Raw genomic sequence first — 17,585 nt, 5'->3', positions numbered from 1 at the left:
GGTTCAGTCCAGCGTGCCGAGGAAGGCTCGGGTTCGATATTCAAAAGCGACCTGGCCGTCGACCGCGTGGGCGGCGAACAGGTCCTGCAGAGCGTCGATCATCGGCGCGTGGCGAGGATGACCGGATTGGGGTGCGTAGGAGGAGGACAGCAGGCGCCCGCGCAGGGCGTCGAAGTCCAGATGCTGTACGTTCGGCAACTCCACCATGCCGCGCAGGCCGCGGCCGAACCAGGCCTGCATGGTGGCATCGTCCTGGTAGCGCTCGGCCACCGCGGTGTAGTCGGTGCCGTAGTCCAGCAGCAGCTGTTCGTAGCCGACCAGGAATGGACTGGCATCGAGCAGGCGTGAATTCCAGTAGATCAGTGCCAGGCCACCGGGGTAGAGGATGCGCTGCCACTCGGCGCGCACCGCCACGGTGTCGAACCAGTGGAACGCCTGCGCGACGCTGACCAGATCAATGCTGGCATCGTCCAGGCCGGTGGCCTCGGCGCGGCCATCGACGGCGGAAAAGCCCGGATACTGCGGCGCCAGCCACTCTTCGGCGGCGGCGCGCATGGCGCCGTTTGGCTCGACCGCCACCAGCGGATGACCGCTGGCCAGAAACTGACGGCTGGAAATGCCGGTGCCAGCACCGATGTCGGCGACACGGGCCTGGTGACTGACATCCATCGGGCGATGCAGCCATTCCAGCAGCGCGGGCGGGTAATCGGGCCGGTAGCGGACGTAGTCGGCGACGCGGCTGCTGAAGCGTTCAGTGCTGTCGGAAGTGGTCATGGCGTCAGTTCGACACCGCGGCCAGCCACGCCAGGCCGCCGAAGAACAGGATGAACACCAGGATGGCGGCGACTACCGCGCCGACCATCACCCAGCCCAGCACCAGGCCGGTGACGGCCAGGCCATCGCCTTCCAGTTCATGCGGGCGGCGGCGGATCTCGGCGCGGGCCATGTGGCCGGTGACGATCGCCACGATGCTGGCCACGAAGGGCAGGACGGTCCAGCTGGCGATGCCCATGACCAGGCTGACCACGGCCAGGGCGCTTGTCTGTCGGGGTGCCACGCTCATCGGGGTCCTCCTTGGCAGTGTGCACATGATAGTGCCTCTGCCCAGGCAATCCCATGCCCGGCGGATGCGATGGCAGGCGTGGACCCTGGTCGACAAACGAGGTGCCAGCCCTGGTAGGCGTCGACCTTGGTCGCCGAAGGGCATTTCAGCAGGGTAGGCGTCGACCTTGGCCGACGAAAGCCATTTCATCAGGGTAGGCGTCGACCTTGGTCGACGAAAGGCATTTCATCAGGGTAGGCGTCGACCTTGGTCGACGAAAGGCATGCCAACCAAGGTTGGCAGCTACCGGAGTGCCGGTGTCAGCCCATCAACACCTGGCCGCCATCCACGTTGAGCACGCTGCCGGTGACCCAGCGCGCCAGCGGCGAGCACAGGAACAGGGCGGCGTCGGCAATCTCGCGCGGATGGCCGAAGCGGCCGAACGGGATCTTCGCCAGGGTGCCGTGGTACAGCGCCGGATCTTCGGTGCGACGGCGATCCCACAGGCCGTCATCGAATTCAATCGAACCGGGGGCGATGGCGTTGACCCGGATCCGGTCCTTGGCCAGCGCCAGTGCCTGCGAGGTGGTGTAGTGCGACAGCGCGGCCTTGGCGGCGGCGTAGGGCGCGCCACCGGGGCGTGGCTGCTGTGCGGCGATCGAGGACAGGTTGAGGATGCAGGCATCGCTGGATGCGCGCAGCCACGGCAGTGCCAGGCGCGAAGCCCGTACCGCCGCCATCAGGTCGATCTGCAGGCTGGCGGCCCAGCCATCCTCGTCGTCGGCCATGCCGTAGCCGGTAGCGTTGTTGATCAGTACATCGATGCCGCCGAGTGCATCGGCAGCGGCCTGCAGCCAGGCCTGGATCTGGCCGGCGTCGGCCAGATCGGCGGAGACGGTATGCAGCGGGGTGCCCTGTGCCTGCGCATCGGCACGCAGGGCATCCAGGCCGGCGTGGCCACGTGCGCAGACCGAGACCTGCGCACCGGCGCCGGCAAATGCCAGCGCCATTTCACGACCGATGCCCTTGCTGCCGCCGGCGATCAGCACGCGGCGACCGGTGAAATCGAGGGTCGGAGCCCCATTGGGGATCCGGCCCTGGGCAGGGGTCAGATCCCCGGAGGGGCTCTGACCCGCAGCCATGGCAGAAACGTCTGCCATCACAGATCGAACTTGATGCCCTGGGCCAGCGGCAGCGAGTCCGAATAGTTGATGGTGTTGGTCTGGCGGCGCATGTAGACCTTCCACGCATCCGAGCCGGACTCGCGGCCGCCGCCGGTGTCCTTCTCGCCACCGAAGGCGCCACCGATCTCCGCACCGGACGTGCCGATGTTGATGTTGGCAATGCCGCAGTCGCTGCCAGCGGCCGACAGGAACTTCTCGGCAGTCTTCAGGTTCTGGGTGAAGATCGAGGACGACAGGCCCTGCGGCACGCCATTCTGCATGTCGATGGCTTCATCGAGGGTGTCGTACGGCATCACGTACAGGATCGGCGCGAAGGTCTCGTGCTGGACCACGGCATCGCTGTTCTTCAGGCCGGAGACGATGGCCGGCAGCACGAAGTTCCCTGGGCGGTCGATGCGGGTGCCGCCGGTTTCAATGGTGCCGCCGGCGGCCTTGGCCTGGGCGATGGCATCGAGGAACTGCTGCACGGCGCCGTCGCTGTTCAGCGGGCCCATCAGGTTGGCCGCATCGGTCGGGTCGCCGATCTTGCCTTCGACCTGCTTGTAGGCCTTGACCAGAGTGGCCAGCACGTCGGCGTAGATCGAGCGGTGCACGATCAGGCGGCGGGTGGTGGTGCAGCGCTGGCCGGCGGTGCCGACGGCGCCGAACACGATGCCCGGCACGGCCAGCTTCAGGTCGGCGGTTTCGTCCAGGATGATGGCGTTGTTGCCACCCAGTTCCAGCAGGCAGCGGCCGAGGCGACGCGCGACCTTCTCGTTGACGGTGCGGCCGACCTGGGTCGAGCCGGTGAAGCTGATCAGCGGCACGCGACGGTCATCGACCATCTTTTCCGACAGCGCGGTGCCGGCATCGTTGATCAGGAAGAAGATGTCCGGGAAGCCGGCTTCGCGCAGGGCGTCGTTGCAGATCTTCAGCGAGGCGATGGCGGTCAGCGGCGTCTTGTTGGACGGCTTCCAGATGCACACGTCGCCACAGATGGCGGCCAGGAACGAGTTCCAGCTCCACACCGCGACCGGGAAGTTGAAGGCGGAGATGATGCCGACCAGGCCCAGCGGGTGGTACTGCTCGTACATGCGGTGGCCGGGGCGCTCGGAATGCATGGTGTAGCCGTACAGCATGCGGCTCTGGCCCACGGCGAAATCGGCGATGTCGATCATCTCCTGCACTTCGCCGTCGCCTTCCGGCTTGCTCTTGCCCATTTCCAGCGCCACCAGCGAACCCAGGGCGTCCTTGTGCTTGCGCAGCGCTTCACCGCACAGGCGCACGGCTTCGCCGCGACGCGGGGCCGGCGTGGTACGCCAGATCTTGAAGGCTTCCTGGGCGCGGGCGACGGCGGTCTCGTACTCGGCCTCGGTGGTCGCGCGGACCTGCGCGATCGGCTCGCCGGTGGTCGGGTTGACCGGGGTGATCAGCTCACCGCTGGTCGCGCTCGACCACTCCCCGTTGCCCAGGTACGTGCCAGCGTTGATCGCGTCCAGGCCAAGGGACTTGAGCAGCTCGGAAGACATGCAGACTCCTGTGTTTCGTTACGTTGTTTGGTGCCATCGCGGGCAGGTGGGGGCGCGATGAACTGAATCGCCGATGGTAGCAGAGCGGCCTGTCCGGCCATGGTGCAACGCGCCAGCGCCGCCGTGTGGAGCACGAATGCTTGGAGGGCAGGGTGTGTTGCCTGTAAACTTCCCGGCTGCATGGCCCCGTAGCTCAGCTGGATAGAGCGTCCCCCTCCTAAGGGGAAGGTCGCCCGTTCGAATCGGGCCGGGGTCACCAGAATCAATAACTTAGGCGGACTCAGTGGTGAGCATTTCCCACTGTTTCCCGCATATCCACAGGATTTGGTCCCAGTAGTCCCAGCGCTCCTGCTCAGTACCTGAGCTTCGCCACCGCGCCATCGTCGCCCTCGGGCGTTAGGTGAGCGTAGAACTTCTCGGTCGTGGCGTAATCAGCGTGCCCGGCCAGAATCTGCACCCGTCGCAATGGCACTCCGGCCATGACCATGTGGGCGCAGAAGGTGTGCCGCAGCCGGTGGAGGCTGCCACCGATTCCCGCACGTTTGGCATCTGAGGCGAACCAGTCGGACAGTGTGTCCCTGTGCACGGTCACCAGCGGATCGGGTAGGTGGCGAAGCGCCCAGCGCGCATACCGGTTCAGCGGCACCACCTCGCGCCACTTGCCCGACTTCGTGCGTCCCTGGCCATCTTCGTCTGGATCGCTCTCGACCCTGAGTCTGCTCCCTGCCACCGAATCCTTGCCCAGTCCAACCAGCTCACCACGGCGCAGACCCGTGTGGGCCATGAAAAGCCACAGGGGGGGCCGACCGGGGTTCGCACGATACAGCTTGCGCATCGCCGCCCGGTCGTAGAACCGCACCGCTACGCTGCGGACGCCGCGCGTGCCTGGGTTTCCTCCAGCGGGTTGAAGTCCAGTTTCTTCCACTTCACGCCACGCCGGAACGCGGCCTGCAGCCTACGCACCTCCTTGCCCACGGTCTCTGGTGCCACCTTGTCCTTGGTCAGGCTATCTGTCTTGTATGACTCCATTTCCATCGGGCGCAGGGTGTCGATCGATCGATGGCCGAAGCGAGCAATGAACAGTCGGACCTCGCTCTTTGCCTTGCCGTGCGTAGTCGGGTCTTCCACCTTGTACCAGTCCAGGTACGCCTCCAGGAAATCCCTGACAGTGGGCAGCCGGGGGAGGATGCGCACACCATGGGTCAGTTCCGCTTCTTTCGCTGCTCGTACGCGCTCAGCCTCGCGTGGGCTGACGCGACCAATGGCGACACGGCTTCGCTTGCCGCCTTCCCGCCAGTTGAGGTACGCGGCGCCATCGCGCCAGACGATTGTGACCTTGACCATTGCTTGGAGCCGTAGATTGCAGAGTAGAGGGCAGCCTTCTCGTAGAGCTTCTTGCCCATGAAATTTCGTGGTTCGATGCCGTAGTCGGCGATGTCCGAATCGAACTGGCTTCGTGACACCCCGCAGTAGTGCGCGGCCTCGTCCACGGTCAGCCAGTCCTTTCCGACGATGTCCAGCTTTTCAGCAGCTCTCATCCGGTCCTCCTTTAGTTCGTGGCCAGCGGAGCGCGCAGCTGCTTGGTGGCCTGGGTTGCTGCATCGCGCATGCGCAGAACCTCTGCGCGAAGGCAGATCACTTCATCGGCCGCGACCACCAGCTGCTCGCGCAGCACGTCCTTGGCCGGCTGCTTCATGCGGCGCGGTTCGCGGGGGAAGAGCTGGGCGTTCATGCGGCAGCCCCGAACAGGTCATCGTTCTTTCGAAATGCCGGTTCGAGCTTCATGCAATACCCTTCGAGCCCACATGCGGCCAGCTGCCGCGCGTTGGATTCCCCGTAGGCTATGAGGACGGACGGTGCCCGTCGCTCATTGCTGGTTTGCCGTCTGGTGAACAGAACGCGATGCGGCCGCGCAAGAACAGAACTGCGTGGGCCCGTGGCCAGACCTGATCCTGGAACATGGTCGTCTCGGTTCGTGCAAAAACCAGAGCCACACCGTTCCCATGTTCCGCCATCCGCTGAAGCCAGCGAACGGCTTGGGCCCCATATGGCGGATTGCACCACACCCGACCTTGCCACTCCGCCGTCAGGCCGTCCCCGGGCAACTCGATGTGCCTGGCGGCCGACGGCCAAGGGCGTGGCGAAGGGGCTGCGCAGGGGTCGAGGTCGAAGGGACCGAGCGCGGCGAGGATGTGTGGCGGCGTGAGCCACGTTTCCTTGTTGAAGCCGCCGCCGTCGGCGTTTCCAAACTTATTGGCCATGAGCTCACCTCCGCCAGCACCAGCGCAGCCCGGCGCGCGCGGCAAGGCATGCGCGGCTGATCGCCCACAGGGTGGCGATGCCGGCCGCAAACCCGGCCAGGGCGAACACGTGGACCATTGCGGCGGTGAGCAGCTGGTCAGTCATGGGCAATCTCCGAGAGACGCGCAGTCGTGGCAAATGGATTACTAGGCAGGATGGAGCAGTGGGCAGCCCCAATGTGCAGATTCCGATGGTTGCCCGTCGCCGAAAGCGCGCCGTTATCTGGTTTAGCGCTGAGCGCCGTGTCAGACACGGCGGCTCTCCATGGCAGAATGGCGTCTCCACCATATGGAAATGGCCAGATGATCGTTGCTGAAGTCATGGTTCCTTGCTTCAATTTCGCGCCCACCTGTCGACTTGACTGGACGGCCGTGTCTGCTATCGGTGGTTGGGCTGCTGCCATTGCCACATTTCTCGCGGTGTACGTTCCCGCTCGCAACTACAAGGTGGATAGCGAGAGGCGTGCCACGCGAGAGCGTCAGATCTCGTTTATCGAAATCAATCGTCTTCTTCCGAAAATCCTCGACGTGCGGGATCAAACTAAGACGATTAAGAACAAGATCCTGCCTGAAATACCGAAGGCCTTGGCCGCTGGGGCCGACGCCAAGACTGTCTCAGGTCTTCTGAGGGTTAAGGGGCAAGTTCCATTTGTCATCCTCTCTGATGGCCTGGAAATGATCTCTATTGGTGTCTCCAATTTGCAGTCCAGCCTTGATGTGCTGAATGCCTTTCTGGACGCCGGCGAGGAGATTGATATGTATGGTAATCATCCTTTTCATAGACTCTCTGATTACACGACGGCTCTTGACAACGTGGAGCTCGCCGCCCAGAACGTCTTGCTCGCGATAAAGAAGCTCACCGGTATTGACCTTGGAGGCCACGAACAAGGGAGTTGAGTGTCTGTGGTTCAGCGATCAGCATTGATTGGATCGCATGATCGCGCGCCGCGGCGGTCGGTCAGGATCATGTCGCGGTTGCTGGTCTCGCTCCAGACGACGGTAGTTCGTCAGAGCCGTTCCTACACTTAGACCCGCTCGTTCCGATGGATGAAGGTCATGGCAGAATCGGCTCCAGCACAGAGAGGGGGACCATGGGATGGCTCTGGGATTTGGTGAATGCCTTTCGATGAAGGCGGAGTGCGCGACGTTCTGGGCGGGGTGGGGAGCCATCGCCACCGCAGCCGTGGGTCTGGTGACTGTTCTGGTTGCTTTCCTTGCGTGGCGCACATCCCGGCAAGCCGCAACTATCGCTGCGAGGCAACACCTGGACTCTCAGGTTCTGTGGAAGGCACAAGCCCGAATCGTTGGACGCCTTTTGCTTCACGAAGTGACCGCTGTGCCGAAGAAGATCCAGACCTACGCGGCTGAACTTGACGCATTGCCCACACTCGACCCGAGCAGGGTCAAAGATTGGCGCGCCGTGAAAAACGCAGTTGAGCGCCTCGCCGAACCTTTGTTGCCCAGCGCGGAAGCCATCGCCGAGCGGATCCACTACCTGTCCGTAGATCTCGGCGCGGACCTGGCGACGATGATCAGCCACAGCAGGGATATCAACGCGGCTGCCTGCCACATCGCCGCGCACATCCACGAGCACCAGCCGATACCGACGATCATGGCTACACGTATCAGCGTCTCGTACACCGGCAGGCGGATGGCTTTGGAGGTGCTGCGGCAGCAACTTCAATTCGTGGCTAGCATCGCTCCTGATCTGGTCGATCGCTTCCGCGAGGAGGTTCTCAGCGAAAGCGAGCGCACCGAGGGACAGGAAAGAATCCCGGTCGCTTAAATTGCTTACTCTGCCAGCCCCATCGCAACTAGGTCGATCTCATCCACCTGGTCGCGAAGGTGGCGGCGCGCGCGGCGCAGGTGCCTGGCGATCACTGCGCGGTCTTCTTGGGCAAAGAAGGTCTCTGCGTGCATGTGCAGCGCACGGCGGTGGTCGCGGCGGTACAGGCGCCAGGTGATTGCGCTGCCGTCGACGGTTGGGAACCGGCCCCAAGCGAAGCCCAGCGTCTCCTTGGGCGCGCGGCGTTCGATGTGGCGGCTCATGCCTTTGCTGCCTTCTTACCACCGCGGCGACCGTGTCGAGCCTCAACCACCTGCCTGCGGCTGATCGTGCTCTTGTCGATGCCGCTTGTGCCCGAGATTTCGACCTTGCCGCCGGCGGCCTTGAAGCGTGCGATGTCACTCGCCAGCTTCTGCCGGGCCTGGTCCTTTTCGCGGTCGGTCGCGCCACTGAAGACGGGCTTCACGTGGATGCTGGTCATGCTGCTGCTCCTTCGTAGACCCAGCGGCGCACCGTCCCGAACGGGACACCCAGCGCGGCGCTGATCTGGTTGACGGTGTTGCCGCTGGCCCGGAGCTGCCGGGCGCGGCGTTTAGTGGTGGCCGGCCAGTACCGGGCATGACGCTGGCGCGGTACCGGCATCCCTTGGCAGCGGGCCATGTCTTGAACCGCACGGGGCGAGCGTCCGAGGGCATCCGCGACGGTCATCGCGTCGCGGCCCTCCATCTGGCGCAGGGCCTGCAGTTCGCTGGTGCGCCAGAGCTCCATCACGCGGCCAGCGGGTACTGGTCGGCCGCATCCTGCAGACCGTGGATCATGGCCCGGCACATGTCCGGGAACTGCGCCTGGTCGTAGAGCTTAGTGGCACCGGTGGGATTGATCGGCTTGAACCCCAGCAGGGCCAGACCGTCGGCGCTGATCAAGAGCGGGGCGATGCGCGCGTTGATGTCGCCCAGCTTGATCTTGGCGACCTCGCGCGGCGCGGCGTTCGGTGCCGGGGTGCTGGCCATTGCCGTCGGAGCGCTTCGCGCCGGTGCCGCAGTCGCTGCCGGCGCGGCTGCCACCGGTTCGGTCTGCTGCTGGGCCGCTGCCTCTGCCGCGGCGTCGGCTGCCGCCTTCTGTGCGCGGGCAAGGCGCGTATGGTGGCTGAGAGGTATGGCGGTTCGTTAACGATTCGACAGTATCGCTATGAGCTAGTCAAGGCCCTAGACTGGATCCGGGGCCGAATGGCGGTGTGACGTCAGGGGAAGATCATGGCAGGCGATCCTGCGGCGGAGAATGCAGCAAATGTGAAGAGTGGCACTCCAACGTCCGGTGGAGGGGCATTCTATGGTTTTGGCCGTTGGCTCGTAGGAGTGGTTAGACCTTGGGGAGTATTCCTGAAGGTCGTTCTGGACCCCTATACTTTTCTACTCATAGTGGTCGGCGTCGTGCTGGGCTGGTTCGGACCCAAAGCTGTAGGTGAGAACTACAATGCCTTGCTGCAAATCGTTGTCGCTGTGGTAACGGGCGTGGTCGGGGCGAGGATCTCGACAGCGATGGCAGCTATCAACCAAGACGGTAAGCTATATGCAAGTGGCCGGATGGCTGTGCGTGGTCTGCGTTTGATTCTGACCAAAACGCTTGCGCTGGAGCGAAGGGTCGCCACTTTCGTTGCTGACTCTCAGAAGCAGCAGGTTCCAGAGGTCCGAGCTCAAGTCGCTATGCGCAACCTTGATGAAGTGCTCGAATCAATCCGGACGCTCCAGCTAGAAGTAGTTGGGTCGATCGAGAATTGGGTGGATGTCGTCCCCGATGCTGATGTTTCGAAGATATTCATGGCGGTAGGGGAGCTCCGTGACCAGCTGACCCAGAAGGACGAACAGCTCCGCGAAGCTGTGGAAAGCAAAGAGCGGCTCGAGAGTAAAGGTGAGACTGACACGCAGGCACTCAAACATGCAGAAAACCGCATTCGTGAGCTTGAGCGCGACAAGGCCGGGCTAGCAAATCAGATGCATTCGCTCAAGCAAGCCGCCACCCAGGGGTCGCAGTCCACCAGCGTCATGAATATGCTGACATTGGGCGATTACTTGAATCGAGTGGAGAATTCGCGCAAGGTCAGAAACCAGCGTTCTGAGATTACAGATCTTTCGCAAGCCATCCTCCCGATGAACGAGACTGGCGAGAAGGCCGGCTTGCATGAGGAGCTGGGTCGCCCCATCCCGAAGTGATTGACAGTGACGTTAGGAAATGAACTAATTCTGCAACTGTCAATAATTGTCCCTGAAGCCCCGGCCCTGCGCTGGGGCTTCTGCGTTTCCGGGACCCGAACACCGATCAACCTCCGCGCCGAAAGCCCCTCCGCTCGCCGTGAGGCGATTGGGGTTGGCGACAACGCAGGCGTGCGGTCTGCGCACGGCCTTTAGAGGCCGGGCAGCGCCTAGGCAGCGGTGGTGATCGGCCCTCTGCGCCCGCAGCCCCCCCCCGGACCAACCACATCCTCGCGCATCAGCCGGTTGCGGGGCGGGCACCTATGCAGGAGAGACCATGGTGAGCACCGAAACCGTAGCGGCCGCCATGGGCGCCGGCCAGTACGCGCAGCCGCTGGGGGATGCGTGCATCCAGTTCGGTACTGTGACCGTGCTTCAGAAGGCGCACTTCTTGACTCAGGAGGGCCGCAGGAGGCGCCAATGGGCGCCGCTGAAAGGCTCGATTTATCAGTGGAGGATTGGCTGACCGTTGACGAAGCCGCCCACTACTGCGGCGTCTCCAATAGCCAGTTCAGGAAGAACGCCATGTGCTATGGGCTCACTCCCGCCGCTTCATGGGAAAGCAGTTGTACGAAAAGGCGGCGCTCTATGCCGCGATCGAAGGTGCAGAGGAATGGCAAAGGTTCGACTCTACTGGCGCGGCAGCAAGGCCCACCTCGACTGGGCGGAAGGCGGCGAGCGCTTTCGTTGGTCCATTGGGCAACCTGACGCCCGTGAGGCGGAGAGAATACGTGCCGCGAAAGAAGCAGAACTGACCCAAGGGGGGGGCGGATCTCGGCGCGCCTGCCAAAGGTCCGCGACTACTTGGAGTGGTATCTGGACTGGTACGAGGCCAGGTTGCTAGACGACAAGGCGGCAAAGGAAACTGTGGGGAAAGGCAGCAGATCCGAGCACCGTGGCTCCTGGCGTTGACCGGTCGCTCGCCGATTTGTTGGATGCACTGGCTAGGCAGGTTCACCACGGTGAGCATCTGGAGGGGGATGCGGCGCAACAGCTTCTGGAGCCGGGCGCAACTCTGCTCATGGTGTTCGGCCCTCGGCTCGCGAATGGGTAGAGGAATGCTCGCCACTAGGTAGTTCTGGAAGCGGCAAACCTGGTGCTTCGGACGTGGGCGATGGAATGGCTCAACTCGGGAAAGCCTGGGGAGACCCGGCATGATCGAGCGATTGCCAGCCAGCAATCGCGGCTTGGCGGCTGTGCTGGGGGAGCTTGAGGCTGAGCGGAAACGCTAGAGCGCTCATGCGAACAGATCCAGTTGGGCCGGCAGTGCCGGTGCGCGCGGCGGCTCCGGCAGTGGGGCGGGGCGGTGGCGCGCAAACGCGCGCGCTGAGCGGCGTTGAACGAGAACCAGTAGCCCCGAGGCCATGCCGCCGCGCTCGCGCCTCGCTGAGGAAGACGCGCGCTGTGTGCTTGGCCTGTACAGCGGTGAGCAGCCGGTCACCCATGGCAGCTCTCCACGCGCCATGGCGTGGCAGAATGCCGGCGAATCCACAGGGGGATCAGCGAATGAGTATGCTGGATGGCGTCAGTCAGTGCTGGTGGCTCGGCAGTAAATGTCTGGTTGACTGGGATGCATGGTCGGCAATTGGGACGTTCTTTGCCGCGTTTCTGGCGCTGCAAATATCGCTTCGAGAACAGAGACGCAGACGGGAAGAAGCGCTGGAACGAGCCCTTGGCCTGTCCACGCTCTTGGAGCCCGATGTTCAGGAGTGGCACGAACGCATTCGGAAGTTGCGGCACCACATCCAACACGATCACGCCCAAGCCATTAATGAAAGCTTTGAGGCAGAGGGCGGTGACGTTCTTCAAGCTCCGGCTTCCGTACGAGAAAACCTCCATCGCATCCACGAGCTGCACAAAGCGGCCCAAGGACTTGCGGTCGCGGTGGCCTGCGCTGTCGCGGCCAGGAAAATGAAGTACCAAGTTAGAAGTGCGCTGCGACCTGGCGCTGAAGATCGGATTCTGATTTTGAACATTCTGGACACGCATCTGGAGATTGCGGACACGGAGCTGGAGAAAGCCCTCGAAGAGATCAACGCACGTATATTCGCGGGGCCTAAGAAGAGGCCGCGGTGGGCTCCATGGCGGCGCTGGTGAGAGCCGTTGAAGCCATACGGAAGAAAGGTCGCTTGCGTCGCTGTAGGCCTTGTAGGTCGTCCACGGTAGCGGTGGCAGCACATGCTCCAGCCTGGCCGTCCCACCGAGCCACACGTCCGCTTGGGTCGTCTTGTGGTTGCTCATGCATGCATGTCCTTGCTGTTGGTGGAGCGCTCGCTGTGCGCGGGGAGGTGTTCCCAGCGTTCGGCTTCGCCCAGGTAGTACTCATGGCGTTCCTGTCGGACGGTGGCGGTGAACTGCACGTGGTGCAGTGCGCGCTCGGCGGCTGCTCGGTTGGCCGTTGCCATGCGGGCTGGGTCGTGATCGAGGATGTCGAGCTGGCTATGCACAGCACGCCTCCGGGCACCGGGCCATGGCAGAATGCGGCCGAGTCCAAAGGGGGATCAGGGAATGAGCATGCTGGACGGCGTAATTCAGTGCTGGCCGCTTAGCAGTACTTGTGAGGTGTGGTGGGACGCTTGGGCTGTTGGTGTGGCAATGGGTGCTGCGGAAATTGCTCTCCTCGGCGCTATCGCGGTTGCGTATCTCGCTTATCAGGCCAACGAGCTCTCTCAGACTAGTCAACGAGAGGCTAGGGAAAAGGCGGCGACTGCTGAGCAACGTGAAATGGAAGAGAGAGCTCGTCAGGAGCGGGTCATTCTTTCCTTTCTTTCTGCTGAGCTCGAAGCCGTCGTCCGATGGTCGACGGCTTGTATTAGCTTGATGGAAGACGGGAGAGCTTTCGCTTTCGAAGAGTTCATTGCGAGCAAATCTGCACGTAAGACAATGTCCGATCAGGCGCATAGCCTCAGTGTCGAGAATGCTGGGCGGATGCTTCCGAGTTTCCACGTTTGTAGCCCCGCCATAGGGCTGAGGCTTGGACGGTTGCTGGGCGACCTCTACATTCAAAGGAGCTCGTTTTCTTCCTACAGCAATTGGCCCGACGTTGGACAAACGGAGGATGGGTTCACTGTGAGGCGAGCGGAGTGGCAAGTCTCGTTCAATCTCACCCTGTCCAGGCTTCGACGGATCCGATCCGACGCAGAGCATTGCTCTGCCGCCGCATTCGAAGTTGCGCTGCAGGACCCCGCCTGAGGTTCCTGCGCTCAGACCGCAGCATGCTGTGGCGGCAGTAGGCAAGCGCACCGCTGCTGCAATGCGGGCGAGGTCGTGATCGAAGATGTCGAGGTGGTTGCGCACGCTGGACTCCTGGGATGGGTTGCCGGCCGGTGGAGCCCGGCCGGCGCGGGCTCCCTGCGCTACAGGGGGAGAGCGCAGGGCAGGGGGGCAGTGGGTGGGGTGATGGGCGGGGTGCCGCCGGCCATGGCGGCGAAGAAGTCGTAGTCGGTCACGGCTGGCCGCCTATAACGCGAACGCTCGGCTTGCCGGCGACTTCGACGGGCCGGCCGATCTTCGTGCCGGGTTACGAGCAGGACAATCCGGGCGGTGCGCCGGATCGTCTGCTGAACCGCGATATCCAGATCAACCAGCACGCCCCGCCCCGGCCGCAGGCGCCACCTCGATCGCGTTCGGCGACTTCAGCTACTACGAGATCCGCGACGTGATGGCAGTGACCCTGTTCCGCTTCAACGACTCGGCCTATGTGAAGAAGGGCCAGGTGGGCTTCATGGTCTGGATGCGCTCTGGCGGCAACCTGGTTGACGTGGGCGGCGCGGTGAAGACCTTCAAGCACGGCGCTGCGGCTTAACTGCCTCGGCCCACGAACGGAGGGACGCCCCAGCGCGGGCGTCCCTCGGAGACCATCATGGCAAAGCAGAAGAACACCTCCGCGCAGGCGGCCAATGCCGTCGACCAGCGCCTGCTACGCGATCGCAAGTTCCGCGTGGGCCGGGAGACCCGCGGCGAGCTGAAGCAGCCGCGCGAGGAATCGCAGCACCGCCTCATCCACAAGATCGGACACCTGATGGTCGACATCGTCGAAGGCGGGGAGCAGCTGGGCGCGCACGATGCGGTGAAGCGTCTGCAGCTGGACGCTGACGTCTGCTGCGAGATCGTGGAAATGGACGCCACCCCAGTGATCGCCGCGGTGCTGGACGCCTGCGAGGCGCCTCTGGGTGCAGGCGCCCGCAAGGTGCCGGCCGGCGCGCTGCCGGAAATCCGCACCATCCCGGTCAAGCGCGCAGAGAGCCTGTCATTCGGCGAGATGGAACAGGCCCGGTTCCAGGAGCTGTTCGACGGTCTGACCGAGTACATCGGCCGCCGCTACACCCATGTGATGCTCGACGACGTGCGCGCCGAGTTCTGGAAAATGGCCGGGCAGAACAGGAGAGTGGCGTGAAAGAATCAATCAGAGGGATTAAGCGCGGAAGGGCGGAAGAAAAACGCCTCGATGCGATTCTGCGAAGTGGTCAGAGCCGCCAGCGTGTCCCAGAGCAGGCCATAGAACTTGCTCTTGCTGTAGGTGGCCATTCGAGATTTATACAGAGGGCCGCTTTGAAGGTGCTCGACGGTGGCGCCGGTGACGATCATCAGCTCGCGAGCGCGTGTGACGTTGTAGATCGCGCGCTGGAGGCCTTCGGCTGCAGGGCCAAGTTCATGAATTCGCGAAATCACTGCGGTGATAGCTGGTGGAATGTTCAGTGCACTCTCAGCGAGCGGACCGATCACGCAGGCATCTTCACCGAGAGACTGCGCGTGTTCGTCCGGATCCTCGTCGGTCCACACAGCATTGTTTCTTTCGGCAAACTCTTGGATGTGTGGCAGCAGCATCAGCCCCAGGCTGCGCGCCTTATCGGCCATCTCGCGCTCTTGTTTTCTCTCAGTCAGATAGTGCTGAGCCGAAGGAACTGCAACAGCGATAAGGATGGCCACGATGCTACCAATGGCCTGAACCCACGCGGGCGCGTCTTTGCCAAGCGATATCTGTCCGGTCAGGGACAGCAGCCCAAGAGCTGCACCGAAGCCCGCCGTGATCAGCGCGACGTACAGCAGCACCGTGATCCAGTTGATCCGATTCCTCGAGCCCATGTCGATATTTCCCCCTATCCATGGCGGGAGGATACGCACTCCCCTGCCGATCTGGGAGGGCTGCTGATGCGCTCGAAGAACTAGAAGGCGTTCACTCCTGCAGAGGAGCGGCACGTGGAAGCAGTAAAGCTGCTGCCATGCAGTGTCTGTAGCCGACCAGGACCGAGCGACGCCCACCACATCAAGTAGGGGCAGCACTACACCACCGTGGCCTGTGCAAGGGCTGCCACCTGGGCAGTTTCAACGGCATCCACGAGCAACGCCGCATGTGGCTCGTCATGAAGATGGACGAGCTGGCCGCCCTGAACGTCACCCTTTCCCGGCTGCAGCTGAAGGAGGCCGCACGATGATTCACCTTACCCTGCCGTAAGGGCTTCACCGGCCTGTTCAATGCCGCTGGCGTGATTCCGACTGCTGCCCCGACTGGCAGCTGGACAGCTTTTACCGACTCCGAGCTGATCGTGGGTATGCTCAATCAGGCACTGCTCAACGTGTTCAACGGCACGAACACGGCGTTGATCGCCAACACGCTGCTGCTGCCTGGTCGAAGTTCAACCTGCTCGCCACCCGCAAGATGTGCGAGCACAGCGACAAGACTATCATCCAGCGGTACCTGGAGAACAACCTGCACACCGATCTGCCCGAGACCGAGTTCAAGGCCCTGACCTTCGCGCAGGTGAAGAAGGTCGGCAGCATCGGTGAGCGCGGCATCAGCACCAACATCGTCCAGTACGACACGCTGGACACCCTGGTGGCGCTGAAGGGCAAGGGCATCACTAACGCCGGTGACCCTCAGGTGGAGGTGGCCGAGGACCTGACCGACCCGGGCCAGGTTGCCCTTCGCGCTGCGGGCGACCCCAATGTGCCGGACGCCTATGCGTTCAAGGTGGAACGCGCCGACGGTTCCATCGAGTATCGGCTGGAGGCGCGTGCGAGGGTGACCTGTCGATTCAGGCGAGAGAGCACTGGTGCTGTAGGGCGCAGCCCTCATGAGGAAATGTGAGCCCCACCGCCATCACGACGGCAGGGCTCAGTCATCAGAAGGGTGCTACTGAAAGAACAAGCCCAACTGCGCAGGCAATCCAAGACAGAGTAAGCAGGAACAGCGTCCGTGGCTTATTGGTGAACCATTCGGCATTCCGCACCCTCGCTCTATAGGAAACGATGAGCGCGATGAAGACGAGGGATGGAATGATGTACGGCCAGACAAGAGCGCCCTTGGCACCCCTTCCGATCGACAGTCCGGCCAGCATCCATACTGCAGAGCTCATCGTCAGGATCAAAAATGCCCGGATAAGAATGCCGTTTCCGTGGATCAGTCGCTCTGATCCACGTTCTATGGGGTTAGGGAGTTCACTTGGCATTGTGCACCTGAGGGAGTGTAGGAACAGCCGATTCGGAAACCAACATATACCGGTGGAGAGTTTGCGCCGATCCAACGGACACCCAGGTTGTCGAGGTGTCTTATCATCTCACCACCCGGGCCTGCCGCAAGTGGGCCCGTCGGATAAATGTACGTTTGGGAAGCTTGATCGGGGCTCGCAATATCCTTCTGCCCGTCAGGAATCACATTGCCTGCTGCGTCTCGCCCGGATCCACGGATGTATCTGTACCCGTGATCTTGATAGGTGTATTGCACGAGAATGTAAGAGCCGTCAGGGAAGGGAATAGTGGTTACGATGCTGAAGGGGCTCGGCAGCTTTGTGATGTTGACGGCTTGAGAGAAGCCTGAAACGAGAACACGAAGGGTCTCTCCCACAAACCGCAAAGGCCCGAGATTGTCGTAGGATAGTGTTTTCGCAATAGCCGCCTCACGCCAAGCCGGTGTCGTCACCGCATCCATTGCATTCATCGGGTAGGTCTGAGGTGGATCGGCGAGTGGTATAGCCTGGGTGGGCGCTGCGGCGATCGCGCCACCGAATGAGTTGAGCGCAGCGCGGCTGTCATATACAGGCGCTTGGACTCTAACCGTCTCAGACCGGCCATTCGCGTCGTAGAGCTGCATGCCCGCATTGAACATTGCTTGTTCGTCCGCAGTCAGCATGATTTCCTTTACTTTTGTTCCGCCTGGAGCGGCAGCTGCGCGATAAAGCGGGCCGCCACTACCGGATACGTTCATGTGGTACAGGCGTCGATTCTTGAAATCCCAGAAGTAGTAGTCTCCGTCTCCTCCTGCCTTTGACTGCATCTGACGCTTTGTCAAAGTGCAATCATCACAGGTTATTGAGTCGATTGCGTGTGCGGAGAGGGCACTTGTGAAAAGCGATATTCCGAGAATGACCTTTGCAGCCTTCAAACGCATTTCAGTTCCTTCCTGGAGTTGTAGATTGGCGTGCAATGTAAGCGCAGCGTGAACGTGCTGGCGCTTCACTTATACTCTTCAACCAAGCGCGAGCTTTTGCCGATTTTGGCGGGAGAACTCTTTGGTCAC

26 protein-coding genes and 1 tRNA gene are annotated in these 17,585 nt (G+C 62.5%); 9 read left to right on the top strand and 18 right to left on the bottom strand.

What is annotated here, in order from left to right:
• Window positions 1-3: 3 nt before the first annotated feature.
• The 4 genes from AC5P8Y_RS12550 to amaB form a co-directional block, all read right to left on the bottom strand.
• A complete protein-coding gene (locus AC5P8Y_RS12550) occupies window positions 4-774 on the bottom strand; it encodes a class I SAM-dependent methyltransferase (protein WP_495201984.1) in 771 nt (256 codons plus the stop codon).
• A 4-nt stretch (window positions 775-778) separates the two neighbouring features.
• Window positions 779-1,063 (bottom strand): DUF4190 domain-containing protein, encoded by a 285-nt coding sequence (locus AC5P8Y_RS12545; RefSeq protein WP_033833269.1) that lies wholly within the window; start codon window positions 1,061-1,063, stop codon window positions 779-781.
• A gap of 299 nt (window positions 1,064-1,362) precedes the next feature.
• Window positions 1,363-2,202, bottom strand: a complete 840-nt coding sequence (locus tag AC5P8Y_RS12540; protein ID WP_164133519.1) for an SDR family NAD(P)-dependent oxidoreductase — start codon at window positions 2,200-2,202, stop codon at window positions 1,363-1,365.
• Window positions 2,202-3,734: an L-piperidine-6-carboxylate dehydrogenase gene (gene amaB / locus AC5P8Y_RS12535; RefSeq protein ID WP_111108862.1), complete on the bottom strand. Its 1,533-nt coding sequence runs from the start codon at window positions 3,732-3,734 to the stop codon at window positions 2,202-2,204. The genes AC5P8Y_RS12540 and amaB overlap by 1 nt, the downstream gene beginning before the upstream one ends.
• 182 nt (window positions 3,735-3,916) lie before the next feature.
• On the opposite strand from amaB, the gene AC5P8Y_RS12530 reads away from it, so the two are divergent.
• Window positions 3,917-3,993, top strand: a tRNA-Arg gene (locus AC5P8Y_RS12530).
• Window positions 3,994-4,086: 93 nt separating this feature from the next.
• On the opposite strand, the gene AC5P8Y_RS12525 is transcribed toward AC5P8Y_RS12530, so the two are convergent.
• From AC5P8Y_RS12525 to AC5P8Y_RS12500, 6 genes are all read right to left on the bottom strand, one after another.
• A complete protein-coding gene (locus AC5P8Y_RS12525) occupies window positions 4,087-4,569 on the bottom strand; it encodes a tyrosine-type recombinase/integrase (protein ID WP_239509340.1) in 483 nt (160 codons plus the stop codon).
• A 26-nt stretch (window positions 4,570-4,595) separates the two neighbouring features.
• Complete coding sequence (locus AC5P8Y_RS12520; protein ID WP_239507134.1) at window positions 4,596-4,928, bottom strand: site-specific integrase; 333 nt, start codon at window positions 4,926-4,928, stop codon at window positions 4,596-4,598.
• An 8-nt stretch (window positions 4,929-4,936) separates the two neighbouring features.
• Window positions 4,937-5,272 (bottom strand): hypothetical protein, encoded by a 336-nt coding sequence (locus AC5P8Y_RS12515; protein ID WP_239507133.1) that lies wholly within the window; start codon window positions 5,270-5,272, stop codon window positions 4,937-4,939.
• An 11-nt stretch (window positions 5,273-5,283) separates the two neighbouring features.
• Window positions 5,284-5,466 carry a hypothetical protein gene (locus AC5P8Y_RS12510; RefSeq protein WP_049431024.1) on the bottom strand — a complete coding sequence of 61 codons (183 nt, stop codon included), beginning with the start codon at window positions 5,464-5,466 and terminating at the stop codon, window positions 5,284-5,286.
• A 109-nt stretch (window positions 5,467-5,575) separates the two neighbouring features.
• On the bottom strand, window positions 5,576-5,995 hold the full coding sequence (locus tag AC5P8Y_RS12505; protein WP_196757850.1) for a DNA N-6-adenine-methyltransferase: 420 nt from the start codon (window positions 5,993-5,995) through the stop codon (window positions 5,576-5,578).
• Between the two features lie 4 nt (window positions 5,996-5,999).
• Complete coding sequence (locus tag AC5P8Y_RS12500; RefSeq protein ID WP_171968965.1) at window positions 6,000-6,140, bottom strand: hypothetical protein; 141 nt, start codon at window positions 6,138-6,140, stop codon at window positions 6,000-6,002.
• 197 nt (window positions 6,141-6,337) lie between these two features.
• Here AC5P8Y_RS12500 and AC5P8Y_RS12495 point away from each other — a divergent pair, with 197 nt between their 5' ends.
• Both AC5P8Y_RS12495 and AC5P8Y_RS12490 read left to right on the top strand, forming a co-directional pair.
• Window positions 6,338-6,931: a hypothetical protein gene (locus tag AC5P8Y_RS12495; protein ID WP_111188034.1), complete on the top strand. Its 594-nt coding sequence runs from the start codon at window positions 6,338-6,340 to the stop codon at window positions 6,929-6,931.
• 199 nt (window positions 6,932-7,130) lie between these two features.
• Entirely contained in the window at window positions 7,131-7,820 is a 690-nt protein-coding gene (locus AC5P8Y_RS12490; protein WP_100443549.1) for a hypothetical protein, read from the top strand.
• Window positions 7,821-7,825: 5 nt separating this feature from the next.
• On the opposite strand, the gene AC5P8Y_RS12485 is transcribed toward AC5P8Y_RS12490, so the two are convergent.
• From AC5P8Y_RS12485 to AC5P8Y_RS12470, 4 genes are read right to left on the bottom strand one after another with little or no spacing between them, the layout of a single operon-like run.
• Window positions 7,826-8,083: a hypothetical protein gene (locus tag AC5P8Y_RS12485; protein WP_049431013.1), complete on the bottom strand. Its 258-nt coding sequence runs from the start codon at window positions 8,081-8,083 to the stop codon at window positions 7,826-7,828.
• Window positions 8,080-8,301 (bottom strand): hypothetical protein, encoded by a 222-nt coding sequence (locus AC5P8Y_RS12480; RefSeq protein ID WP_049431011.1) that lies wholly within the window; start codon window positions 8,299-8,301, stop codon window positions 8,080-8,082. Before AC5P8Y_RS12480 ends, AC5P8Y_RS12485 begins: the two co-directional genes overlap by 4 nt.
• Window positions 8,298-8,588, bottom strand: coding sequence for a hypothetical protein (locus AC5P8Y_RS12475; RefSeq protein ID WP_049431006.1), 291 nt, complete (start codon window positions 8,586-8,588; stop codon window positions 8,298-8,300). Before AC5P8Y_RS12475 ends, AC5P8Y_RS12480 begins: the two co-directional genes overlap by 4 nt.
• A complete protein-coding gene (locus AC5P8Y_RS12470) occupies window positions 8,588-8,830 on the bottom strand; it encodes a hypothetical protein (protein ID WP_049431004.1) in 243 nt (80 codons plus the stop codon). The genes AC5P8Y_RS12475 and AC5P8Y_RS12470 overlap by 1 nt, the downstream gene beginning before the upstream one ends.
• 243 nt (window positions 8,831-9,073) lie before the next feature.
• Here AC5P8Y_RS12470 and AC5P8Y_RS12465 point away from each other — a divergent pair, with 243 nt between their 5' ends.
• A complete protein-coding gene (locus AC5P8Y_RS12465) occupies window positions 9,074-10,030 on the top strand; it encodes a hypothetical protein (RefSeq protein WP_146257104.1) in 957 nt (318 codons plus the stop codon).
• Between the two features lie 319 nt (window positions 10,031-10,349).
• Window positions 10,350-10,535, top strand: coding sequence for a hypothetical protein (locus tag AC5P8Y_RS12460; protein WP_164133518.1), 186 nt, complete (start codon window positions 10,350-10,352; stop codon window positions 10,533-10,535).
• A 971-nt stretch (window positions 10,536-11,506) separates the two neighbouring features.
• On the opposite strand, the gene AC5P8Y_RS12455 is transcribed toward AC5P8Y_RS12460, so the two are convergent.
• A complete protein-coding gene (locus tag AC5P8Y_RS12455; protein WP_495201983.1) occupies window positions 11,507-12,310 on the bottom strand; it encodes a hypothetical protein in 804 nt (267 codons plus the stop codon).
• Window positions 12,307-12,474 (bottom strand): hypothetical protein, encoded by a 168-nt coding sequence (locus tag AC5P8Y_RS12450; protein ID WP_194443271.1) that lies wholly within the window; start codon window positions 12,472-12,474, stop codon window positions 12,307-12,309. The genes AC5P8Y_RS12455 and AC5P8Y_RS12450 overlap by 4 nt, the downstream gene beginning before the upstream one ends.
• Before the next feature lie 103 nt (window positions 12,475-12,577).
• On the opposite strand from AC5P8Y_RS12450, the gene AC5P8Y_RS12445 reads away from it, so the two are divergent.
• From AC5P8Y_RS12445 to AC5P8Y_RS12435, 3 genes are all read left to right on the top strand, one after another.
• Complete coding sequence (locus tag AC5P8Y_RS12445; protein WP_062605942.1) at window positions 12,578-13,261, top strand: hypothetical protein; 684 nt, start codon at window positions 12,578-12,580, stop codon at window positions 13,259-13,261.
• 259 nt (window positions 13,262-13,520) lie between these two features.
• Complete coding sequence (locus AC5P8Y_RS12440) at window positions 13,521-13,874, top strand: phage major capsid protein (RefSeq protein WP_353949959.1); 354 nt, start codon at window positions 13,521-13,523, stop codon at window positions 13,872-13,874.
• Between the two features lie 57 nt (window positions 13,875-13,931).
• A complete protein-coding gene (locus AC5P8Y_RS12435; RefSeq protein ID WP_053091941.1) occupies window positions 13,932-14,465 on the top strand; it encodes a hypothetical protein in 534 nt (177 codons plus the stop codon).
• 5 nt (window positions 14,466-14,470) lie between these two features.
• On the opposite strand, the gene AC5P8Y_RS12430 is transcribed toward AC5P8Y_RS12435, so the two are convergent.
• Complete coding sequence (locus AC5P8Y_RS12430; RefSeq protein WP_146257112.1) at window positions 14,471-15,121, bottom strand: hypothetical protein; 651 nt, start codon at window positions 15,119-15,121, stop codon at window positions 14,471-14,473.
• A 607-nt stretch (window positions 15,122-15,728) separates the two neighbouring features.
• Here AC5P8Y_RS12430 and AC5P8Y_RS12425 point away from each other — a divergent pair.
• Window positions 15,729-16,157, top strand: a complete 429-nt coding sequence (locus tag AC5P8Y_RS12425) for a hypothetical protein (RefSeq protein WP_180849171.1) — start codon at window positions 15,729-15,731, stop codon at window positions 16,155-16,157.
• A 333-nt stretch (window positions 16,158-16,490) separates the two neighbouring features.
• Here the strand turns inward: AC5P8Y_RS12425 and AC5P8Y_RS12420 are convergent, their stop codons facing one another.
• Window positions 16,491-17,525 (bottom strand): hypothetical protein, encoded by a 1,035-nt coding sequence (locus tag AC5P8Y_RS12420; RefSeq protein WP_146257113.1) that lies wholly within the window; start codon window positions 17,523-17,525, stop codon window positions 16,491-16,493.
• Window positions 17,526-17,585: the final 60 nt, after the last annotated feature.

The sequence above is a fragment of the Stenotrophomonas sp. YJH_SMC_12-1 genome, from assembly GCF_059370935.1.
This window is presented reverse-complemented; position numbering and strand designations above follow the sequence as displayed.